This window comes from Streptomyces gardneri (genome assembly GCF_006539185.1).
Lineage (GTDB): Bacteria > Actinomycetota > Actinomycetes > Streptomycetales > Streptomycetaceae > Streptomyces > Streptomyces gardneri.
The window spans coordinates 193,656-213,756 of the sequence record NZ_BJMN01000010.1 but is presented as its reverse complement, the minus strand read 5'-3'; the positions used below and the strand labels follow the sequence as shown (position 1 = coordinate 213,756).

Annotated in this window: 19 protein-coding genes; 9 read left to right on the top strand and 10 right to left on the bottom strand. The window is 73.7% G+C overall.

The features are described from left to right. Positions 1–19: 19 nt before the first annotated feature. A complete protein-coding gene (locus SGA01_RS07660; protein WP_055639632.1) occupies positions 20–604 on the bottom strand; it encodes a TMEM165/GDT1 family protein in 585 nt (194 codons plus the stop codon). Positions 605–920: 316 nt separating this feature from the next. Between SGA01_RS07660 and SGA01_RS07655 the strand changes: the two genes are divergently transcribed. The 4 genes from SGA01_RS07655 to SGA01_RS07640 all read left to right on the top strand — a co-directional run bounded on the left by SGA01_RS07655 (position 921) and on the right by SGA01_RS07640 (position 6,477). Then, the gene (locus SGA01_RS07655) at positions 921–1,655 is read left to right on the top strand and encodes a TetR/AcrR family transcriptional regulator (protein WP_141294583.1); all 735 of its coding nucleotides are present in this window, start codon (positions 921–923) and stop codon (positions 1,653–1,655) included. Beyond that, the gene (locus tag SGA01_RS07650; RefSeq protein ID WP_141294581.1) at positions 1,652–3,157 is read left to right on the top strand and encodes an MFS transporter; all 1,506 of its coding nucleotides are present in this window, start codon (positions 1,652–1,654) and stop codon (positions 3,155–3,157) included. Before SGA01_RS07655 ends, SGA01_RS07650 begins: the two co-directional genes overlap by 4 nt. 19 nt (positions 3,158–3,176) lie before the next feature. Next, positions 3,177–4,373: a PP2C family protein-serine/threonine phosphatase gene (locus tag SGA01_RS07645; protein ID WP_141294579.1), complete on the top strand. Its 1,197-nt coding sequence runs from the start codon at positions 3,177–3,179 to the stop codon at positions 4,371–4,373. Between the two features lie 184 nt (positions 4,374–4,557). Then, entirely contained in the window at positions 4,558–6,477 is a 1,920-nt protein-coding gene (locus tag SGA01_RS07640; protein WP_229918281.1) for a CocE/NonD family hydrolase, read from the top strand. Positions 6,478–6,682: 205 nt separating this feature from the next. Here SGA01_RS07640 and SGA01_RS07635 read toward each other — a convergent pair whose 3' ends face one another. Then, positions 6,683–8,047 carry an NtaA/DmoA family FMN-dependent monooxygenase gene (locus SGA01_RS07635; protein WP_141294577.1) on the bottom strand — a complete coding sequence of 455 codons (1,365 nt, stop codon included), beginning with the start codon at positions 8,045–8,047 and terminating at the stop codon, positions 6,683–6,685. After that, on the bottom strand, positions 8,044–9,186 hold the full coding sequence (locus SGA01_RS07630; protein WP_141294575.1) for an LLM class flavin-dependent oxidoreductase: 1,143 nt from the start codon (positions 9,184–9,186) through the stop codon (positions 8,044–8,046). The genes SGA01_RS07635 and SGA01_RS07630 overlap by 4 nt, the downstream gene beginning before the upstream one ends. Positions 9,187–9,725: 539 nt before the next feature. Here SGA01_RS07630 and SGA01_RS07625 point away from each other — a divergent pair. Next, the gene (locus SGA01_RS07625; protein WP_141294573.1) at positions 9,726–10,922 is read left to right on the top strand and encodes an alpha/beta hydrolase family protein; all 1,197 of its coding nucleotides are present in this window, start codon (positions 9,726–9,728) and stop codon (positions 10,920–10,922) included. Between the two features lie 130 nt (positions 10,923–11,052). On the opposite strand, the gene SGA01_RS07620 is transcribed toward SGA01_RS07625, so the two are convergent. From SGA01_RS07620 to SGA01_RS07610, 3 genes are all read right to left on the bottom strand, one after another. Further along, positions 11,053–11,637 (bottom strand): nucleosidase, encoded by a 585-nt coding sequence (locus SGA01_RS07620; protein ID WP_174867222.1) that lies wholly within the window; start codon positions 11,635–11,637, stop codon positions 11,053–11,055. A gap of 73 nt (positions 11,638–11,710) precedes the next feature. Beyond that, the gene (locus SGA01_RS07615; protein ID WP_229918280.1) at positions 11,711–13,114 is read right to left on the bottom strand and encodes a VWA domain-containing protein; all 1,404 of its coding nucleotides are present in this window, start codon (positions 13,112–13,114) and stop codon (positions 11,711–11,713) included. After that, positions 13,111–13,980: an AAA family ATPase gene (locus tag SGA01_RS07610; RefSeq protein WP_055639625.1), complete on the bottom strand. Its 870-nt coding sequence runs from the start codon at positions 13,978–13,980 to the stop codon at positions 13,111–13,113. The genes SGA01_RS07615 and SGA01_RS07610 overlap by 4 nt, the downstream gene beginning before the upstream one ends. Before the next feature lie 233 nt (positions 13,981–14,213). Here SGA01_RS07610 and SGA01_RS07605 point away from each other — a divergent pair, with 233 nt between their 5' ends. Continuing rightward, positions 14,214–15,323, top strand: coding sequence for a PP2C family protein-serine/threonine phosphatase (locus tag SGA01_RS07605; RefSeq protein ID WP_141294570.1), 1,110 nt, complete (start codon positions 14,214–14,216; stop codon positions 15,321–15,323). 135 nt (positions 15,324–15,458) lie between these two features. Then, a complete protein-coding gene (locus tag SGA01_RS07600; RefSeq protein ID WP_229918279.1) occupies positions 15,459–15,824 on the top strand; it encodes a luciferase domain-containing protein in 366 nt (121 codons plus the stop codon). Between the two features lie 28 nt (positions 15,825–15,852). On the opposite strand, the gene SGA01_RS07595 is transcribed toward SGA01_RS07600, so the two are convergent. Then, complete coding sequence (locus tag SGA01_RS07595) at positions 15,853–16,281, bottom strand: PaaI family thioesterase (protein WP_223835426.1); 429 nt, start codon at positions 16,279–16,281, stop codon at positions 15,853–15,855. Between the two features lie 163 nt (positions 16,282–16,444). On the opposite strand from SGA01_RS07595, the gene SGA01_RS07590 reads away from it, so the two are divergent. After that, on the top strand, positions 16,445–16,918 hold the full coding sequence (locus SGA01_RS07590; protein ID WP_141294569.1) for a winged helix-turn-helix transcriptional regulator: 474 nt from the start codon (positions 16,445–16,447) through the stop codon (positions 16,916–16,918). 27 nt (positions 16,919–16,945) lie between these two features. On the opposite strand, the gene SGA01_RS07585 is transcribed toward SGA01_RS07590, so the two are convergent. Further along, the gene (locus SGA01_RS07585) at positions 16,946–17,245 is read right to left on the bottom strand and encodes a hypothetical protein (RefSeq protein ID WP_141294568.1); all 300 of its coding nucleotides are present in this window, start codon (positions 17,243–17,245) and stop codon (positions 16,946–16,948) included. A 162-nt stretch (positions 17,246–17,407) separates the two neighbouring features. On the opposite strand from SGA01_RS07585, the gene SGA01_RS07580 reads away from it, so the two are divergent. Then, complete coding sequence (locus SGA01_RS07580; protein ID WP_141294567.1) at positions 17,408–18,277, top strand: YhjD/YihY/BrkB family envelope integrity protein; 870 nt, start codon at positions 17,408–17,410, stop codon at positions 18,275–18,277. A gap of 18 nt (positions 18,278–18,295) precedes the next feature. Here SGA01_RS07580 and SGA01_RS07575 read toward each other — a convergent pair whose 3' ends face one another. Together SGA01_RS07575 and SGA01_RS07570 are read right to left on the bottom strand one after the other, a co-directional pair. Continuing rightward, positions 18,296–19,135, bottom strand: a complete 840-nt coding sequence (locus tag SGA01_RS07575) for an ABC transporter permease (protein WP_141294566.1) — start codon at positions 19,133–19,135, stop codon at positions 18,296–18,298. Next, positions 19,132–20,040 (bottom strand): ABC transporter ATP-binding protein, encoded by a 909-nt coding sequence (locus tag SGA01_RS07570; RefSeq protein WP_141294565.1) that lies wholly within the window; start codon positions 20,038–20,040, stop codon positions 19,132–19,134. The genes SGA01_RS07575 and SGA01_RS07570 overlap by 4 nt, the downstream gene beginning before the upstream one ends. Positions 20,041–20,101: the final 61 nt, after the last annotated feature.

Below are 20,101 nucleotides of genomic sequence, written 5' to 3'. Positions count from 1 at the left end.
GGTGTGGGCCGGGGCGGCGTCAGCCGGTGAAGACCTCGATCAGCGACCAGATCGCGAGGCCGGCCATGCACACGCCGCCGACGCGCTGCACGGTCTTGAGCGGTACGCGCTTGGCGATGAACCGGCCCGCCACCAGGGCGAGGGCGGAGACGCTCATCAGGGCGGCGAGCGAGCCGATGGCCGTCGACCAGGTGCCGTTCGTGGCGGCGAGGTTGGCGGTGGTGATCTGGGTGAGGTCGCCCCACTCGCTGATGAAGACGGCCATGAAGGCGGTCGAGAAGACGGGCCAGAAGCCGGTCACCGTCCGGCCGCCCTCGTCGCCGTCCTCGTCGTCGCCCCCGCCGCGCAGCAGCATGAAGGCGCCGAAGCCGAACAGCAGGGCCGAGACCAGTTTGACGATCCAGCCGGGGAGCAGCCCGAGCAGGCTGCCGGCTCCCACGGCGATGGCGACATGCGCCAGGAAAGCGGTCGAGGTGCCGATCCAGACGTACAGCGGACGCATCCGCGTGCCCATGGCGAGGGACGCGAACATCGTCTTGTCGGGAAGCTCGGCGAGGAAGATCAGCCCGAAGGCGGTGAGGATCGCCAAGGGGTCGAGGTGCATACCGGGGCTCTCTGCTCGGTCCGGGCCCGTGGGCTCCACACCTCGAAGGCGACGGGAGGACCACTCGGCCCGGCATGACGGACCACGCCCACGGAAGCGCGGACGCGGTTGATGCCTGGCCGAAGGTCTCGCCCGTCCACGTCGTGCGTGGACCCGGTCACCGGGAACCCGAGGGTTCCAGTGTGTCGACGACCGGTTTGCAGGGCTACTCCCCTTCGCTGTCTCTCAGTGTAACCGAACAGGGCGCGACAGTAGGTGGACAGTGTCTGCCCGTGCTCGGTAGACAGTGTCTACTCGATCTTGGTAGACACTGTCTATGCATCTTCAGGAGAACGAAGGACACGACGAGCGCGAGGACGGACTGCGTGGACGGCTCGTCCGTGCGGGCGTCGAGCTCGTGAACGCCGAAGGCGCGCAGGCCCTGTCCCTGCGCGAGATCGCCCGCAGAGCCGGCGTCTCCCACGGAGCGCCCCGCCGCTACTTCCCGACCCACCTGGACCTTCTGTCGGCCATCGCCCGCCAGGGCTTCGCCGAGCTGACCGACCGCCTCGCCGAGGAGGACCGGGAGGACGCGGGGCCGCGCGAGCGGATCGCGATCCTCGCCCGCGTCTACCTCGCGTACGCGGAGACCCGGCGTGGCATGTACGAGCTGATGTTCCGCCATGACCTGCTCGAAAGCGGCCGGCTGGGACTGCGCGAGACGAGCCTGCCGCTCTTCGCCCACCTCACCGCGCTCGTCGCCCGCGCCACGGATCCCGGCCCGGGCCCGAACCCGACCGGCGACGCGGCTGCGCGTGCCGGAGTGGCCTCGCCCGGCGACGCAGCGCTGAGTGCCGACATGGCCTCGACCGGCGACACGGCTCTGAGTTCCGGCATGGCCTCGCCCGGCGGCGCCGCGCTGCGCGCGGGCGCGCTCTGGGCCAACCTCCACGGCATCGCCCAGCTCTGGCACTGGGGCAGCCTGCGGCTCGCCACCCGCGCCACCGACCCCGCCCCGCTCCTCGCCGCCGCCCTCGACGCCCACCTCGGGCCCGTGGAGGCCGCCCCGTGAACGCCCCGGGCCCCCGCCGCGCCTCCACTCTCGCCTGCAGCGTCGTCGGCGCCGCCGTCGTCGCCCTCGACGGCACCGTCCTCACCATCGCCCAACCCGCCCTCCAGCGAGACCTGCACGCCGGTGTCGGACAGGTGCAGTGGACCAGCACCGCCTACCTCGTCACCGTCGCGAGCCTCCTCGTCTTCGCCGGCCGGCTCGGGGACCGCTACGGCCACCGCCGCGTCTTCGCCATCGGCGCCCTGGGCTTCGCGGCCGCCTCCGCCGGGATCGCCCTCGCGCCCGGCATCGGCGCGGTGATCACGCTGCGCGTGCTGCAGGGCGTGTGCGGGGCGCTCCTCCAGCCGGCCACCCTCGGCATGCTGCGCACCGCCTTCCCGCCCGAGCGGCTCGCGACGCCGATCGCCGTGCGCACGGCCGCCATCGGCCTCGCCGCTGCGGCAGGCCCGCTCGTCGGCGGCGCGCTCGTCTCCGCGTACGGCTGGCGAGCGGTCTTCCTCCTCGGCGTACCGCCGACTCTCGCGATCGGCCTGCTCGCACTCGCCGGTCCGGATCCGCGCGCCGACGTCGCGGGGCGGCGCACCGCCTCCGGGATCGCCGCGCTCGACCCGCTCGGCGCCGTCCTGCTCGCCGCGGCCCTCGGTCTCCTGGTGCACGGTCTCGTGGACGCGCCCCGGCCCGGTGGAACGGGCACCACCGCGCTCGTGCTCGCCGCCGCCCTGGCCGCCGGGGCCGCGCTCGTCCGCCACGAGCGCCGCGCCCCGCACCCCCTCCTGCCGCCGGAGCTGATGCGGAGCGTGCCCGTCCGCGCCGGGCTCGCCGTCCTCCTCGCCGCCTCGGCCGCCCTCTTCGGGACGCTCTTCGTCACGACGTACTTCCTCCAGGACGTCCAGGGTCTCGAACCCCTCGACTGCGCGCTGCGCGTCCTGCCGCTCGCCGTGCTCATGGTGCTCGGCGCGTTCCTCTGCCCGCCGCTCCAGCGCCGCTTCGGCCCCCGGCGCACCGCCGCCGCGGGCGCCGTCCTGCTCACAATCGGCGTCCTGGTGCTCTCCCGCCTCGACGCGACGGCCTCCGCGGCCTCCGTGGGGACCGCCTCGGCCCTGCTCGGCGCGGGCTTCGCCACCCTCATGGTCACCGCGACCTCCGTCGTCGTGCACCGCGCCCCCGAGGCCCACGCGGGCGTCGCCGGCGGCCTCCAGCAGACCGTCATGAACGTCGGACCCGCCCTCGGCGTCGCCACCGCGACCCTGCTCCTCGCCCTCGTGCCGGACGCCGGCTTCGTCCCGGACCGGGGCGTCGTCCTGCCCGCCCTCGCCGCCCTCGCGGCTCTCGCCCTTCCCGCCGCCCTCGCCCTGCCCGATGCGGCGCACAAGCGGGTGGACAAGCCGGTGGACCAGCGGACGGACCAGCCGGTGAGCCAGCGGGCGGACCAGCGGATGGACCAGCGGGGAAGCCGCCCGGGGACACGCCCGGGACCCACTCCACCCGGGACCCGACGGTGATTCTGCGTACGATCACGAAATGCCCGACTCCGGCCACCGGCGCCCGCCCGGCAAGGCGGAGCGCACACAGTTCAATCTTGGTCGCGCCCTGCCCTTCCTGGTCCTCGCCGTGACAGCCGCCGCCGATGTCCTCACCCCCGACAAGGAGCGCTTCGAGCGCTTCCTCATCGCCGCGCCCGCCCTCGCGGCCGTCACCTGGAGCGTGCGCGGGACCATCGGCATCGGGCTGCTCGCCATGGTGGTCCGCGCCCTGCTGCACCTCGGCCGGGACGAGGCCCTCGTCCCGGATCTCCTCGCGAGCGAGGTGTTCCTGGTCCTGGTCACCGCCTGCGCGGCCTGGGTCAGCCATGTCCGCACCCGCTACGAGCGGGACCTCCGCGAGGTCACCGCCGTCGCCGAGGTCGTCCAGCGCGTCGTCCTGCGCCCCCTGCCCGACCGGCTCGGCCGCTTCGACCTGCACCTGCTGTACGTCGCCGCAGCCGCCAAGGCCCGGATCGGCGGCGACTTCTACGAGGCCGTCCGGGTCCCCGGAGCCGTACGGATCATGCTCGGCGACGTCCAGGGCAAGGGCCTCGGCGCCGTCGAGACCGCCTCCGTCCTGCTGGGCTCCTTCCGGGCCACCGTCAACACGGCCCCCGACCTCGCCACGCTCGCCGACACACTCGACGAGGGCCTGACCCGCTATGGCGGCTGGGACCCCGAATCCGACGCCGCCGAACGGTTCGCCACCGTCGTCCTCGTGGAACTCCCCGACGACCGGGACATCGCCCGCCTCCTCAGCTGCGGCCACCCCGCCCCCCTGCTCCAGCGCGGGGCCGAGGTCACTCCGGTCGAATTCGCCGACCCCTCCCTCCCCGTCAACCTCGCGGGCCTCGCGGAGAACCACCACCGGATCGAGGAGGTGCCCTTCGGCCCGGGGGACCGGATGCTCCTCTTCACGGACGGTGTCAGCGAGACCCGCGACCGCGCCGGCACCTTCTACCCGCTGGAGCTGCGTCTGCGCGGCTGGGCCCGGGAACCGGACGCCGAGCTGCCGGGCATCCTCCACCGCGATCTCGCCGCGTACGGAGTCGACGGCCTCGACGACGACGTCGCAGCGCTGCTCGTCGTCCGCCGGCCCGAACCCGTCCGCCCGCCCCATCCCGGCGACTCCGCCGAGCCCGGCAACCCTCCCGAGCCCAGCCGCCCGCCCGAGCCCGTCCGACCCACCTCCTGAACCCCTCTCCGTACCGCGATCGGCGCCCCCAAACATCAAGTTCGGGGCGGCTTGTGTCGTTCCCGCACGGTTACGCGACACGTGCGCCGTTCGTGCGCTCTGGCCGCTCCGGCCCTCATACGTGAGGCTTGCGACCGTCCGCAGCGCGGACAGTCTGCAGTCCACTCGAGAGGAACGGGTGCACGTGCCCCAGGACAACCCCTTCACCACCGGCTCGTCCGAAGACTTCCCCGGCTTCCCGGACGGCACGGTGGGCCTCACCGCCGCCGACACCGCCCGCATCGCGGGAAGCGGCGCAAGCGGTCTCTGGGCCGCCGACGGAACCGTGAACCCCGACGCCGTCCGCCTCGGCCAGACCCTCGCCACCGCACTCCTCGGCGGCGGCACCCCCGGCCTGGCGAGCGCCGACACGCTGCTCCCGGCCGAACTCGCCGCGCACGTCGAGGAGGTCCGCGGCGTGGCGCTGCCCGCGTACCACCGCATCGAGTCCACCGACGGCATCCGGCTCTCCGCCTTCAGCCTCCGGCAGCTCGGCCCCGGCCCGCACCCGCTCGTCGTCGTCCCGGCGGGCTGGACGCCCTACGGCTGGCCGCTGTTCCTCTGGGCGTACCTCAGCCTGGCGCGCAGGGGCTACCACGTCCTCGCGTACACGCCCCGCGGTCTCGGCATCCCCGGACTGCCCTCCACCTCCGAAGGCCTCGTCGACGTCGCCGGGCCCCACGACTGGGCCGACGGCTCGGCCGTCATCGACTTCGCCGTCGAGCACCTCGCCCCGAGCACCATCGGATTCCTCGGCGAGTCCTACGGCTCCGGCATCAGCCAGCTCGTCGCCGCCCACGACGGCCGCGTCTCCGCCGTCGCCGCCCTCAGCACCTGGGGCAACCTCGCCACCAGCCTCTACGACAACGAGACCCGTCACCTCGCGGCGGTGAAGGCACTGCTCGCGCTCACCGGCGGTCCGGTCGAGGAGAAGTTCGACGAGGAGAACCAGCGGATCCTCGCCGACTTCCAGGCGGACCGGAATCTGGACGAGGTCGTCAGGTGGGGCCGCAAGCGCTCCCCCGAGTCGTATCTGCCGCTCACCAACGAGAACGAGACGCCCACCTTCTTCTCCAACACCTGGCACGAGAGCCTCTTCCCGGTCAACCAGGTCCTGACGACCTTCGAGGGCCTGCGGGTGCCCAAGCGGCTCAATCTCTGGATCGGCGACCACGCCGCCCCCGAGGGACCGGCGCTCATCGGTACGGAACCCCGCAAGGCCAACGTCCCCATGGAGGAGGCGTACGCCTGGCTCGACCATCACCTCAAGGGCGAGCACAACGGGGTCGAGGAGTGGGAGAACGTCGCCGGCCAGGTGATGTTCACCTACGTCACGGAACCGGTCACGGACCCCGGCACCGGCGAACCGACCGGGGAGAACCGGATCGTCGAACCGGCCGTCCGCGAGACCCGCGCCGACTGGAGCCAGGTCACCACCGGCGTCGAGGTGTTCGGCCTCACCGGCGACGGGGCCCGCGGCGCCGACGGCCTGCTCGTCCCGCGCGCCGCCGAGGAGCCGGCACCGCCGGAGGGGACCGGCTGGAGCCGCGCCTTCGTCGCGGGGGTGGACACCGAGGCCACCGCCATGGACCTGCCGCTCATGAAGACCGGCCAGGCGGAGTGGCGCGGCAACCCCAAGATCTACGACACCCGCAAGATCGACCGTCGGCACGCCGTGGCCTGGGCGACGGAGCCGCTCCTCGCACCCGAGGGGGAGGGGCCGACGGGCCGCCGCGTCCGGGGGATCCCGCGCCTGCGACTCACGGTCCGCTCCACCGCCACGTCGGCGGGGCTCGTCGCGCACCTCCTGGACGTCGCCGAGGACGAGACGGCCCGGATCATCAGCCACGAACCGCTCAACGTGTACGGCCTGACGCCCGAACAGGACGCCACCGTGACCTGGAACCTCCAGGCCGCCGCGTACGACATCCCCGCGGGCCACCGGCTGATGCTGGTCGTCGACAGCATGGACCCGCTCTACGGCGGGGCCTCCATCACCTGGACGCAGACCGCCTTCGGCTCACCGGAGGGCGAGCCGTCGTTCCTGGAACTGCCCCTCGGCTGAGCCCGCGAGGCGGTACGAGGGGGAGCCGGCATGAGGGGAGCCGGCATGAGGGGGGCCGGCATGAGAGGGGGCCGGCATGAGGGGCCGGCACGAGGGGGTGGCACGAGGGGGTGGGGCACGCCAGGGGGGGCGTGTGAGGTGGGGGCGCGAGGCGGGGGGCGTGGCGTGGGGGCGGGATCGGACGCCGCGCCCCCACACCCGCCCGCTACTCCACCGGTGCGAGTCCCAGATGCTCGCGGAGCGTCGTCCCCGTGTACGCGGTCCGGTACACCCCGCGCTCCTGGAGCGCGGGAACGAGCAGGTCCACGATGTCGTCGAGCCCCTCCGGCACCAGGTACGGCGAGACGTTGAAGCCGTCGACCGCGCCGTACCGGACGAAGCGCGCGAACTTCTCCGCGAGTCCCGCCGGCGTGCCCACATGCCCGCGCTGCGGGCCGAGTTCGATCACGGCCTCCCGCAGCGACCAGCCGTTGGCCTCCGCCTTCGCCCGCCATTCGGCGACCGTCGCCAGGGTGTCCCTGAACCTGCTCGACCCGAACTTCCCGGTGTACTCGACGATCACGGGATCCTCGGCCGGCAGGGGGCCGTCGGCGTCCCGCCCCGACAGGTCGATGTTCCACAGCCGGCCCGCGATGCCGAGGGCGACGGCGGGAGTGACCTGTTCGAGGCGGACCCAGCGGGCCTTCTCCTCCGCCTCCTTCTCCGTCGCCCCGATGATGATCTCCGTACCCGGCAGGATCCGCAGCGCGTCCTCGGGCCGCCCGACCGCCCGCAGCCGCCGGCGGACGTCCTCGGCGAAGCCCAGGGCGTCGTCGAAGTCCAGACCGTGCGCGGAGAAGATCACGTCCGCGTTCCGGGCGCCGAAGTCCCGGCCCTCACCGGAGTCCCCGGCCTGGAAGATCACCGGGTGGCCCTGAGTGCTGCGCGGCAGGGTCGGCGCGAGATCGACGTCGAAGTGCGCCCCGCGCGACCGTACGCGACCCACCGCCCCCGGCACCGACCAGGAGCGCGCGTCGGCGGACGCGGCCACCGCCTCCTCCGACCAGCCGTTCCACACGGAGCGTGCCACGGTGAGGAACTCCTCGGCGCGCGTGTAGCGGTCGGCGTGGTCGAGGAATCCGCCGCGCCGGAAGTTCTCCCCGGTCCAGGCGTTGTGCGTGGTCACCATGTTCCAGCCGGCCCGGCCGCCGGAGAGCAGGTCGAGGCCCGCGAGGCGCCGGGCGAGGTCGGCCGGCTCGTTGTAGGTGGTGTTGGAGGTGGAGACCAGACCGATGCGGTCGGTTGCGGCGGCGAGTGCCGACAGCTGGGTGATCGAGTCCGGGCGCCCCGCGACGTCGAGTTCGTGGATGCCGCCCTCCGACTCGCGCAGCCGCTGACCGTCGCCGAGGAAGAAGGCGTCGAAAAGCCCTCGCTCGGCGGTCCGTGCCACCCGGAGGAACGAGGCCGGATCGATCTGCGAACCGCTCGCCGGGTCCGACCAGATCGTCCAGTGGTTGACCCCCTGGAAGAACACGCCGAAGTGCAGCTGGGCGTCCGGACGAGGGACGTCGGTGGGATCGGTGCGGGTCATCGGGTCTCCTCCCGGACGAGAGCGGCGGGGGTGGCGCTGACGGCGTCGGTGTCGGTCGCGAACCGGCTGACGGGCCGGGGAAGCCCCAGGGAGGTACGGAGGGTGGTGCCCGGCAGCGGGCGCGTCGCGAGCCGTCGGACGAACAGCTCGGGCAGGACGAGGCGGGAGAGCACCGACAGGTCCTCGTCGAGGACCAGCGGCAGCAGCCGCACACCGTCGACGTGCGCGGCGAGCTCCGCCAGGAGGGCCACAAGACCCTCGGCGGAACCCGAGTACCGGAGCCGGTCGGGGCGTTCCTCCCAGGGGGAGTAGCGCTCCAGATCGGCGATCCGCTCCCGGGCCGACTCACGGGGGGTGTCGAGGGCCACCTCGATCTCGGCGAAGGCCAGCGGCACGCCGGCGGCCTTCGCCGCCTCGCCTGCCGCGCCGGTCTCCGCCGCGGTCGTGCCACCGACCAGGGCCACATCGGTCAGTTCGGCCGGGACGAGGTCCTGGCGGGCGAGGACCACGGGGCGGCCCTGCGGGGGGCGCGGCACGATGGACGGGCCCTTCACGGAGTACGTCTCGCCCTCGAAGTCGATGGCGTGGAGCCGTTCGCGGTCCAGGTAGCGGCTCGTGGCCACGGACCGGATCACCGCGTCGTCCTCCCACGAGTCCCAGAGGTCGCGCACGACCCGTAGCCCGTCGCGTGCCTCGCGGGCCAGGGCCTCGGGGCCCTCGACGAGGGGACGGCCCCAGGCCCGCGCGGCCGTCGGGTCCTCTTCGGTGCCCACCACCCAGCCGGCGCGCCCGGCCGAGACGTGGTCGAGGGAGGAGAGCTGCGAGGAGACGTGGAACGGTTCGGCGTAGGTGGTGGCGACCACGGGGGCCACCCCGACGACGCTCGTCGCCGCGGCGACGAAGGCGGCGCGCTCGACCGCGCCGATCCGTCCGACGGGGCCGGCGCCGGAGGACGGCGGCAGGATCGAGTCGTCCAGGGTGACGAGGGTGAATCCGGCGTTCTCGGCGGCGGCCGCGGTCCGGGCGATCCGCCGCGGGGTCAGCAGCTCGGCGGGGGCGTGCGCGGCACGGCGCCACGCGGCCGGATGGGCACCGTCGCCGTCGAGTTCGACGGCCAGGCGCAGGGCAGGGCGAGGCATCGGAGGAGTCCTTCCGGAAGACGGGAGCGTGCGGCGGGCACGGACACGGGCGCGCGGAGGCGCGCCGGCGTGCGGCCGGGCGACGGGACGTCACGGAACGCGCGGACCCACGCGGGGCGGGTTCAGGCGCTGACGGAAGGACAGATGGCCGAGGAGGTACGGCAGAAGTCGACGTGCCGTCGGCAGACGAGCGGCGCCCCCGACCGGACGGGGCCGCGCGGCGTCGCGTTCGCTGCGTGCACGTGCGCCTCCCCTCGACTCCGGCCCCATGGCGTCCCGCTCCGTCCCCGGTCACCTTGGCTGAACTGGCCGTCCTGGCCGTCCTGGTTCCGGGAAGGAACGTCTCACCATAGGCAGGCGGGCTTCTGCGCTGTCAAGGCCGTCCCGGCAGGTGGGAGCGCCAGCACGCCCCGGGGGGAGGGGAGTTGAGGACAGACGGCCGGACGGGCCGTCGGGCGCGCGGGTCAGCCGTCGGTCTGACCGGACATGCGCCTGTGGGAGGACGCGCCGTCCCGGCCGTCGCCTCTAGCGTGCGACGCATGACCCGATTCACCCGCGCGGCCGCTGCCGCCGTTCTCGCCTGTTCCCTCGCCTTACCCGCTGCCCTCGCCACGGCGGGCCCCTCCGTCGCGGCTCCGGTCACGACCACCGCCCCGGCCGCGGCCGTCGCTCCGGACACCGCACGACCCGCGCTGCCCGCGCCCACGGGGCCGTACGCCATCGGCCGTACGGTCCTGCCGCTCGTCGACCGGTCCCGCACCGACCCCTGGGTGCCCACCGCCGTCGGGCGTGAGCTGATGGTCACCCTCCATTACCCGGCCGCGCGGCCTGGGGCGGGGCGCCCCGCCCCGTACGCCACCGGCGAGGAGGCGCGGCTGCTGATCGAGGCGCTCGGCGTCGGCGACGCCGTCCCGGGCGACGCGCTGGCCCGGATGCGTACCCACGGTGCGACCGACGCCCGGCCCGCCCCGGGCCGCCATCCGCTCGTGCTGCTCTCGCCCGGCTTCGGCGGCTCCCGCTGGACGCTCAGCCACCTCGCGGAGGACCTCGCCTCGCGCGGCTATGTCGTCGCCTCCGTCGACCACGCCTACGAGTCGTACGGCATCTCCGTCCCCGGAGGCCGGACCCTCACCTGCGTCGCCTGCACGGCGCTGGACGAGGGAGGTGTCCACGCGAGTGTGGTGACCTCCACCCGTGCCGCCGACATGCGCTTCGTCCTCGACCGGCTCACCGGCCCGCGCCCCGCCTGGCGTCACGCCCGCGTCATCGACGCGCGCCGTGTCGGCATGGCGGGCCACTCGATCGGCGGGGCGAGCGCGGCGACCGCCATGGCGGCCGACCCGCGCATCGACGCCGGGGTCAACATGGACGGTGCCTTCTGGGAGGACCTGCCGGCGGAGGGGCTGCGCGGCAGGCCGTTCATGATGCTCGGCACCCATGACGGCACGCACCTCCCCGGCGGGCAGGACACCAGCTGGGACCGGGTGTGGCCCACGCTCGACGGCTGGAAGCGGTGGGTCACCGTGGCCGGCGCGGAGCACTTCACGTTCTCCGACTACCCGGTGATCCAGGACCGGTTCGGCCTGCCCGGGCCGACCCTGCCCGCCGACCGGGCCGTCGCCGTCACCCGGACGTACGTCGCCGCCTTCTTCGACCGGCACCTGCGGGGCCTCGCGCGGCCCGTCCTGGACGGACCGACCGCGGGCAACCCGGAGGTCCACTTCCAGCACCGCTGATCCGTGAGCGGGGAGCCGCCGGGGCCGCTGACGCGGCTCGGGCGGCTCTGGAGGCTCCGGCGACGCCCGACCGTGCGGGTCAGGGTCAGGTTCAGGTGCAGGTCGAGATTCAGGTGCAGGGTCTTCGGCGTCAGACGCGGTACGGGGTGTTCGCCGCAGCCCAGTCGGCCAGCGCCCGCGCGCACTCGGCGACGGACTCGCGCCAGGTGCGGGCCGCGCCGTCACCGGCCTCGTCGCTGACGTGCTTGACCATCCGCAGCGGCACCCCGGCGAGCTGCGCGACCGTGGCCAGCGCGTAGCCCTCCATGTCGACGAGCGCCGCCCGCTCCGCGAGCCGCGCCTTCGAGGCCTCGTCCGCGATGAACGAGTCCCCGGTGGCCAGGACCACGTCACCGCCGTCGGGCAGGGTCAGCGGCTCGCCGTACGTCTCACCGGTCAGCGTGGCGAGGAACGCGCCGTCGAAGTCGTGCTGGAGCACGGTGCCGACGACGTGCGTCCCCATGTAGCCCGGGCGCAGCGCCCCGGCGGTCCCGAGGTTCACGATCCCGGAGGGCCGCGGCCCCCGGCCGAGTACGGTCGCGAGGGCGCTCGCCGCGTTCACCTTGCCCATGCCGGTCAGCAGCACCGGCAGATCGGTGTCGAGGAACTGCGCCTCCTCCTTCACGGCGACGACGTACAGAGGCCGGCCGACGACTATCTCTCCCAAAAGTTCCATGGAGGTCACGCTAATCGGCGCCCTTGTACGGGACAACCGACCCCCGTACGACCCCCCTACCGGCACACGCCCGTCAGACCGGTAGCAGGCGGCCGATCAGCGCGCCGAGCTGGCGTGCGTTGCGGCAGGGCCGCATGTCCACGATCTCGGCGTAGGCCGGGGCCTCCGAGTCGCCCGTGCCCCACAGCGAGGGCTGCTCGGGATTGAGCCAGTGCACCCGGCGCGCCCGGTCCGCGACCCGCTTGAGTGCCGCGAGGTTGGGGTCGGCGCGGTTGGTCCGCGCGTCGCCGAGGACGAAGAGCACCGTGCGCGGGCCGACGGCCTCCGCGTACCGGTCGGCGAACTCCCCGAGCGCCGTCCCGTAGTCGCTCTGCCCGTGCCGGCCGGTCAGCTCCGCCTCCGCGAGAATGCGGTCGCCGAGCCCCGCCGGGTCCGCCGCGCCCCGCGCGATCAGCCCGGTCACCTCGTCGACCCGGTTGACGAAGGCGAAGACCCGTACCCGGCTGAACTGGTCGTGCAAGGCCTGCACCAGCAGCATCGTGAACTGCGCGAACCCGGCCACCGACCCCGACACGTCGCAGAGGAGCACCAGCTCAGGTCGGCCGGGACGGCGCCGCCGCAGCACCGGACGGACCGGGACGCCCCCGGTCGACAGCGAGCGGCGCAGCGTCCGCCGCAGGTCGATCTCCCCGCGCGCCGCCCGGCGCCGGCGGGCCGCCAGCCTGGTGGCGAGCTTCCGCGCCAGCGGCCGTACCGTACGCCGCAGCTCGTCCAGCTGCGCCCGCCCGGCGAGCAGGAAGTCCACCCCGTCCGCCGTCCCCGCGACCGCCCGCCGCGCCACCCGGTCGCGGCCCTGGCGCTCGGCGACCCGCTGCCGCGCCTCCGTCCGGACCCGCTCGCGGAAGGCCTCGATCCGGCGCCGGATCTCCTCGTCGAGCAGCCGGTCGGCGAACTCGGGCTCCTCGCTCCGCCGGGCCTCCCGCACCCGCGCGAGCAGGGTCTCGGGGCGCAGCCGGGAGAGCGTCTGGTGAGAGGACCAGCCGTCCGTCTCCGGGCCGGAGCCGTAGCCCCCGAACCCGCCCACCGCCTCGGCGGCCAGCTGGGCGAGAGCGGCCCCGTCGTCGGCGGCCAGCGCGGCCGCGAGCCGCTCCCGCAGCTCGGCGAGGTCGGCCGCCGTGCCGTCGAGCGCCGGTCGGCCGCCGTCATCGCCGTCGTTGCCGCCGCCGAGCGGGAAGTACAGGTCGAAGACGCGGTCGAAGACGGGCCGCTGCCGCTCCCCGTGGAGCAGTGTCGCCGCCAGCGCCTCCCGGACCCGCTCGCGGTCCGTGAATCCGACCGCCTCAAGGGCGTGCCCCGCGTCCACGGTCTCGCCCGTCCCGATCCCGAAGCCGTGGTCGCGCAGCGCCGCCACCAGACCGGTGAGCCGCTCCACCGTCCCGTGAGGAGCCGTCGTCCCGGCCGGTTCCGCCGGGCTCACACCGCGTCCAGGTCGAGCTTGGCCGCGGCCCGCACGATGTCCTCCTGGTGCTTGAGGAGGACCCCCAGGCTGTCCCGTACGACACCCTCGTCCAGTCGGTCCGCGCCGAGCGCCAGCAGGGTGCGCGCCCAGTCGATCGTCTCGGACACGGACGGGGCCTTGCGCAGGTCCATGGCCCGCAGCGCCCCCACGACCCGGACGACGGAGGCGGCGAGCGCGGCGTCGAGCCCGGGCACCTTGCGGGTCACGATCCGGCGCTCCAGCTCCTCCTCGGGGAAGCCGATGTGCAGGAAGAGGCAGCGCCGGCGGAGCGCCTCGGAGAGTTCGCGGCTCGCGTTCGAGGTGAGGACGACGAAGGGCCGCCGCGTCGCCGCGATCGTCCCGAGCTCGGGGACGGTCACCTGGAAGTCGCTGAGCACCTCCAGGAGCAGGCCCTCGACCTCGATGTCGGCCTTGTCGGTCTCGTCGACGAGGAGGACGGTCGGCTCCTCGGACCGGATCGCGGTGAGCAGCGGGCGGGCCAGCAGGAACTCCTCGGAGAAGATGTCCGTCCGCGTCTCGTCCCAGGACTCGCCGCGGCCGGCCGTGATCCGCAGGAGCTGCTTCGCGTGGTTCCACTCGTAGAGCGCGCGGGACTCGTCGACGCCCTCGTAGCACTGGAGCCTGACGAGCCGGGCGCCCGTCACCTCGGTGACGGCCTTGGCCAGCTCCGTCTTGCCGACCCCGGCGGGCCCCTCGACCAGGAGCGGCTTGCCGAGCCGGTCGGCGAGGAAGACGGTGGTGGCGACGGCCCGCGACGCCAGGTAGCCGGTCGTGGCGAGCCGCTCGGCGACGTCGTCCACGGAGCTGAAGAATCCGGTCGTCATGCCTGTCCCCCCGGGGAGCGGAAATCCTTACTGGCCAGTAGCCTCAGGGGTACTTGATCAGATCCGGCAGCACCGCACAACCGTCCGGCGCGAGGTCCGTGCCCGCGCGAGGTCGGTGCCCGCATGAGGTCCGTGCCCGGGCGAGGTCCGTGCCCGTGCGCGGGCCACGACCCGCTGGTGCAATGGGGGGACCGGGCACGCCGCCCGGAGAGCCGCGCGGCGGTGGAGGTGTCGTGGCGGAACAGGACGAGGCCCTCCTGGCCAGGGTGCGGGCCATGGAGCAGGCGATCGGCGAGATCGGCACGACGCTCGACGAGACGAACACCTGCCGTGAACTCGCCACCTTCCTCGTGCGCAGGCTGGGCGGCTCGGTGGTGGTCGACCTCGCCGCCGAGCAGGGCGTGCCGCCGCGCCGCGCCGCCACAGCGCGTCTGTCCTCGGAGTCGTACCCGTCGGGGAGCACCCTCTCCGCCGCACTGGCCGTCGCCGAGGACGGGAAACCCCTCGGCACGGTCACCGCCACCCGCTCCGGCGGCGTCCCCTTCACCGCCGAGGAGGCCGCCACGGTCCACCACGCCGCACGGCTCGCCGCCCGGCACATCGGCCATGCGCGCCGCCTCGCCGCCACCGAGGACACCGCCCTCCACCTCCAGCGCGCCCTGGTGGCCGAGCCGGGCCGGCCGCATCCCAACCTGGAGATCGCGGGCGGCTACCTCCCCGCCGGGGTCCGCACCCTCGTCGGCGGCGACTGGTTCGAGACCGTACGACTCCACTTCGGCCGAAGCCTCCTCGTCGTCGGCGACGTGATGGGACACGGTCTGGACGCGGCCGTCGACATGAACGCCTACCGCACGGTGCTCCGCGAGGTCGCCGCCACGGACCTGCCGCCGCACCGGGTCCTGCGCCACCTCGACTCCGTGGTCGCCGAGGACGACGCGCGCCGCCCCGCGACCTGCCTGCTCGTCCGGGTCGATCCGGCGCGCTCCACCGCGACCTTCGCCAACGCGGGACACCTGCCGCCCGCCGTGTTCGGCGCGGACGGCTCGGCGGCGCTGGTCGACCTGCCGGTGGGCCCGCCGCTCGGCACCGGTGTCGGCGGCTACGAGCCCACCACACTCCCGCTCACGCCCGCCGAGACACTGCTGCTCTTCACCGACGGCCTCGTCGAGCGCCGGGGCGAGGACATCGACGTGTCGCTCGCCCGCCTCGCGGCCCTCCGGCTCCCGCCTGATCCAGGCCCCCACCAGGTCGTCGACGAGGTGCTCCGCCGTCTCGGCGCCCACCGTGCCGAGGACGACGTCGCCGTCCTCGCGGCCCGCGTCCGTGCCCGCCCGACGGCATGACGCCACACCACTCCCGGCCCACGAGCCTCGTGACACACGGTCACTTCGCCAAGTTCATGGCTTGTTTCACGTCTGTGCGGGATTCTTTCGCCAGGACGCTTGTGCGTGGCCCCGCGGCCCGGCACGCTCCTCGGTATGAACACGGCAAGGCATGCCAGTGAACGTCTGATGAGCTGGCCCTCGCTGACCCCCGGCCGCACCCATTGCGGTGCCGAGCTCGGCCTGGGCACCGCGACACAGGAGATCGTGCACTTCCACGGGGAGCACGAGGCCGACGTCCATCTCACCAGGGCCATGGTCGCGAAGCTGCGCCCGGCCCTCCTCGGGTCGAGCGCGGTCCGGCTGCGCGCCGGATCCGGGTGGGTGACGGTCCGTCTGGACATGGGCTCCGACATCGACCTGCTCGCCACACTGGTGAGCGCGGCCCTCCAGGCCAACGGCGTCCCCGACGTCGCCCCGGACGGCTGCACCCGCACCCGCCCCGTCCCCGGCATCCGCTGAACCCCGCCCCCGAGCGGGGGCGGTATGTCTATGCGGGCATGGGGAACAGCATGCAGGTGCTGGTCGCGTGCGCGAGCAGCCGGTCCTCCGCGTCGTACAGGCCCGCCTCCGCCAGCGCGGTCCGGCGCCCCCGCGACAGCACGGTCCCGATCGCGCGCACCTTGCCGGTGTCCATCGTGATCGGCCGGAGGAAGCGGGTCGACAGGTCGAGCGAGGTGTACGCCGTGCCCTGGGGGAGCGTCGAGTGCACCGCGCAGCCGGCTGCCGAGTCGAGCAGGGTCGCGTACACCCCGCCGTGCACGCTGCCGATCGGGTTGTAGTGCTCCTCGCCCGGCTCGAAGGCGAACACGGCACGGCCGTCCTCGACCTCCTCCAGGCCGAAGCCGAGCAGCGCGGCGATCGGCGGCCCGGGCAGTCGACCGGCCACCATCTCGCGCAGGAAGTCGAGCCCCGCCATCGTCTTCGCGGCCCGGGCGCTGGCCCCGGCGTCCTGCCACTCGACCGTCCGTGACCGCACCGTCACCACTCCGCTTCCACTCGTCCGGCTGACTCTGTACGGCGAAGCTAGCCCCCTCGTCAGCTGACTGTCAACGAAGCAGTCAGGTGGCTACAGTGTGACGATGAAGTGGCTGGAGACGGACACCGAGAACTGCTCGGTCCGCCGCACCCTCGACCTCGTCGGCGAGAAATGGAGCCTGCTCATCCTGCGGGACGCCTTCAACGGGGTCCGCCGCTACGACGAGTTCCGGCGCCACCTCGGCCTCTCCGAGGCCGTTCTCGCCGACAGGCTCCGCAAGCTCGTCGCGGCCGGCGTCCTGCGCGCCGAGCCCTACCGCGAACCCGGCACCCGTACCCGGTACGAGTACCGCCTCACGCCCAAGGGCGTCGACCTCTGGCCCGTACTCCTCGCCCTGAAGCAGTGGGGCGACGCGTACGCGGGCGATCCCGAGGGTTCCGTGCTCGACATCCGGCACACCGACTGCGGGGCGCCCGTCCGTGTGGTCGTCCAGTGCGAGGGCGAGGAGCACGCCACTCTCGCCGCCCGGGACGTCACCGTCAGACCGGGTCCCGGAGCCCGCCCCCTCACCCGCTGACACCACGGTCACGCCGGGAGGGTCCGCTCAGCTGCCGGACATCATCGCGGCAAGACCCTTGCGCAGGTCCTCCTGGTTCATCACCGGCGAGTAATGGACCCTGGCGCCCAGTTGGAGGAAGAAGGGCTCCGAGATACTCGGCATCCGCGACGGGTCCTCCAGGTCGAAGAAGATGTAGCCCGTCCGACAGCCGTCCTCCACCGTGAAGTACGCGGCCTCCGGTCGGAGACTCTCCAGGGCGCCCGCCACGATCTTCTGCAGGTTGCCCTGTCTGATGGCCTCGTTGGAGGCTTGGGTGTCCATCTGAACCTTCAGCAGCATGCGCATGACGCGGCCTCTCCCTACCGGGCAGGCGCCCCGTGCAGTACGCCCTCGACACCCGGACGTGCTCCACTCCAGCGTCCCCCCTTCCCTCCGGCGGGACCACTCGGCACCCGTTCGGCGGCACATCGGAGGTGTCCCGGCCCCCGGGCGGGTACCCCACGAACCATGCCCTCCACTCCCGGTCCGCCGGACGACGGTTCCCCCACCGAGCGCGGTCACTGGTTCCACCGGCTCCACACCCGCGTGCTCGCCTCGCCGGTCGGCCTCGCCTGGAACCGCGGCCGCGCCATGGAACTCATGCACCGCGCCATGGGCTTCGCGGCGCTCAGCCTGCTCACCCTCGTCCCCCTCCTCATCGTCGTCGCGGCGGCCGACCTCGCCAGCGGCCAGGGCTTCGCCCGCTGGCTCGTCCAGGGCCTCGGCGTCTCGGAGGTCAACGAGGAGGAGGTCGAGCGGCTCTTCGGCCAGCCGGGGCAGGCCCTCCAGCGCACCACCGCCTTCGGCCTCGCAGCCCTCGCCGCGTTCGGCGTCACCTTCGGGTCCGCCGTCCAGACCGGATACGAGCGGGCCTGGGACCTCCCCACCGCCCGCTGGCACACCATGTGGCGGCACGTCGTCTGGCTCGCCGTCCTCGTCGCGTCCCTGCTCCTCTTCGTCGCCAACCCCGCACCGGAGGACTCCCCGGCCTCGAGCACCCTCTTCGTCGCCGTCGCCGACCTCATCGGTACCTTCCTCTTCTTCTGGTGGTCGCAGCGCTTCCTCCTCTGCGGCCGCATCCGCTGGCGCGCCCTCGCCCCCGGCGCCGCGCTCACCGCGCTCGGCCTCCTCGGACTGCGGGTCTTCTCCCAGCTCGTCTTCTCCCCGCTCATCGCCTCCAACGCGGTCACCTACGGTCAGTTCGGCACCGTCCTCGTCCTCCAGTCCTGGCTCGTCGGCGTCGGCTTCGTCGTGTACGGAGGCGCCCTCACCGGGCGCCTCGTCCACGAACACCTCCTCCGCCGCCGCCTGAGCCGAGAGCTCACCGGCGGCGCCTGACCCCGACCGTGTGCGCCGCTACTGGTCCCGGCGGCGCACCGCCAGCACCGTCACCACGGCCGCGACCAGCGCCCACAGCCCGCACACGAGCCACGCGGCGCCGGTCGACCACGGGTACGGGTCCTGGCCCAGCCCCACCGGCATCTGCCGCCGCCACGCGTGCAGCGGTGTCGTGTGGGCCAGCACCGCCGTGAGGTGGCGCTGGTCCGAAAGCGCCGACGGCAGCAGCAGGAGCACCACCACCGAGCCGACGATCGAGACCGCGCTCTTCCGCAGCAGCGCGCCGATCGCCATGCCCACCAGCGCGCAGACCGGAGCGAGGAGCGCGGACGCGACGACGATCCGCAGCGCCCCCGGATGCGTGATCGGCAGGCCGAGGTCCCGCGCCGACAGCATCGCCTGCGTCGACCAGAACGAACCGGCCGCGACCACCACCCCGAACACGGTCTGCACGACCGCCACGACCAGCACCTTCGCCGCCATCACCGGACCCCGGGCCGGCACCGCCGCGAAGGTCGTCCGGATCAGCCCGCTGGAGTACTCGCCGACCACCGCCACCGCCCCCATCGCGCCGGCGCAGAGGATCAGCACCATCGACGCGTTCCCCGTGAAGGCGTCCCAGAGCCCCATGTCGTTCGCCTTGAAGTCGGCCCGGCTCTGCCCGTCGTACTGGAACCAGTAGCGGTAGTGGTCCCAGGCGGTCCCGAAGTTGAAGCCGACCACGGCCAGCGCGCTCAGCAGCAGCGCCCAGCCCGTCGACCGCAGCGACCACAGCTTCAGCCACTCCGACGCGACCAGGTCGCGGAAACGGGCACGAGGCTCCACGACGGAAGCCGCACGAAGGTCGAGAGTGGTCATCGGGCGTCTCCAGCCAGGTATTCGACACTGTCGGCGGTCAGTTCCATGAACGCCTCCTCCAGGGAGGCGGTACGGGTGGTCAGCTGGTCCAGCAGCACCCGGTGCTCCAGCGCGAGCCGGCCGATCCGTGCCGCGGAGAGCCCCGTCACCGTCAGCAGCCCGCCGTCCCGCGCCACCTCCGCCCCCTCCGCGAGCAGCAGCGGCGTCAGAGCCGACGCGTCGGGCGTACCGACCGTCACGCTCAGCCGGGCCCCTCGGGCGGCGAACTCCGACAGGCTCTCCGCCGCGATCAGTTCACCCCGGCCGATGACGACCAGCTCGTCCGCCGTGTGCTCCATCTCCGTCATCAGATGGCTGGAGACGAAGACCGTGCGGCCCTCCGCCGCGAGGCGCCGGAACAGCCCCCGCACCCACTTCACGCCCTCCGGGTCCAGCCCGTTGAGCGGCTCGTCGAACAGCAGCACCGGCGGGTCGCCGAGCAGGGCGCCCGCGATCCCGAGCCGCTGCCGCATCCCGAGCGAGTACCCGGCGATCCGGCGCCGCGCCGCCCCCGCGAGACCGACCTCCTCCAGCACCTCGTCGACCCGGGCGAGGGGGATGCGGTTGCCGCGCGCGAGGACCGCCAGATGCGCCCGTGCGGTCCGCCCGCCGTGCATGTCCCCGGCGTCGAGGAGCGCGCCGACGTGCCGGAGGCCGCGCGGCCGGTCCACGAAGGGCCGCCCGCCGACCGTCACGGAGCCGCTCGTGGGTGTGTGCAGCCCCAGGACCATCCGCAGAGTCGTGCTCTTTCCCGAACCGTTGGGCCCGAGGAATCCGGTCACGAGCCCGGGCCTGACCGTGAACGTGAGCGCGTCGACGGCGGTCGTGGAGCCGTAGCGTTTGGTGAGTTCCCTGACTTCGATCATGTGCACCACCGTGCCGCCCGGGCCCCTCCCCGGGCATCGGACCAGCAGGGACAATCGGCGG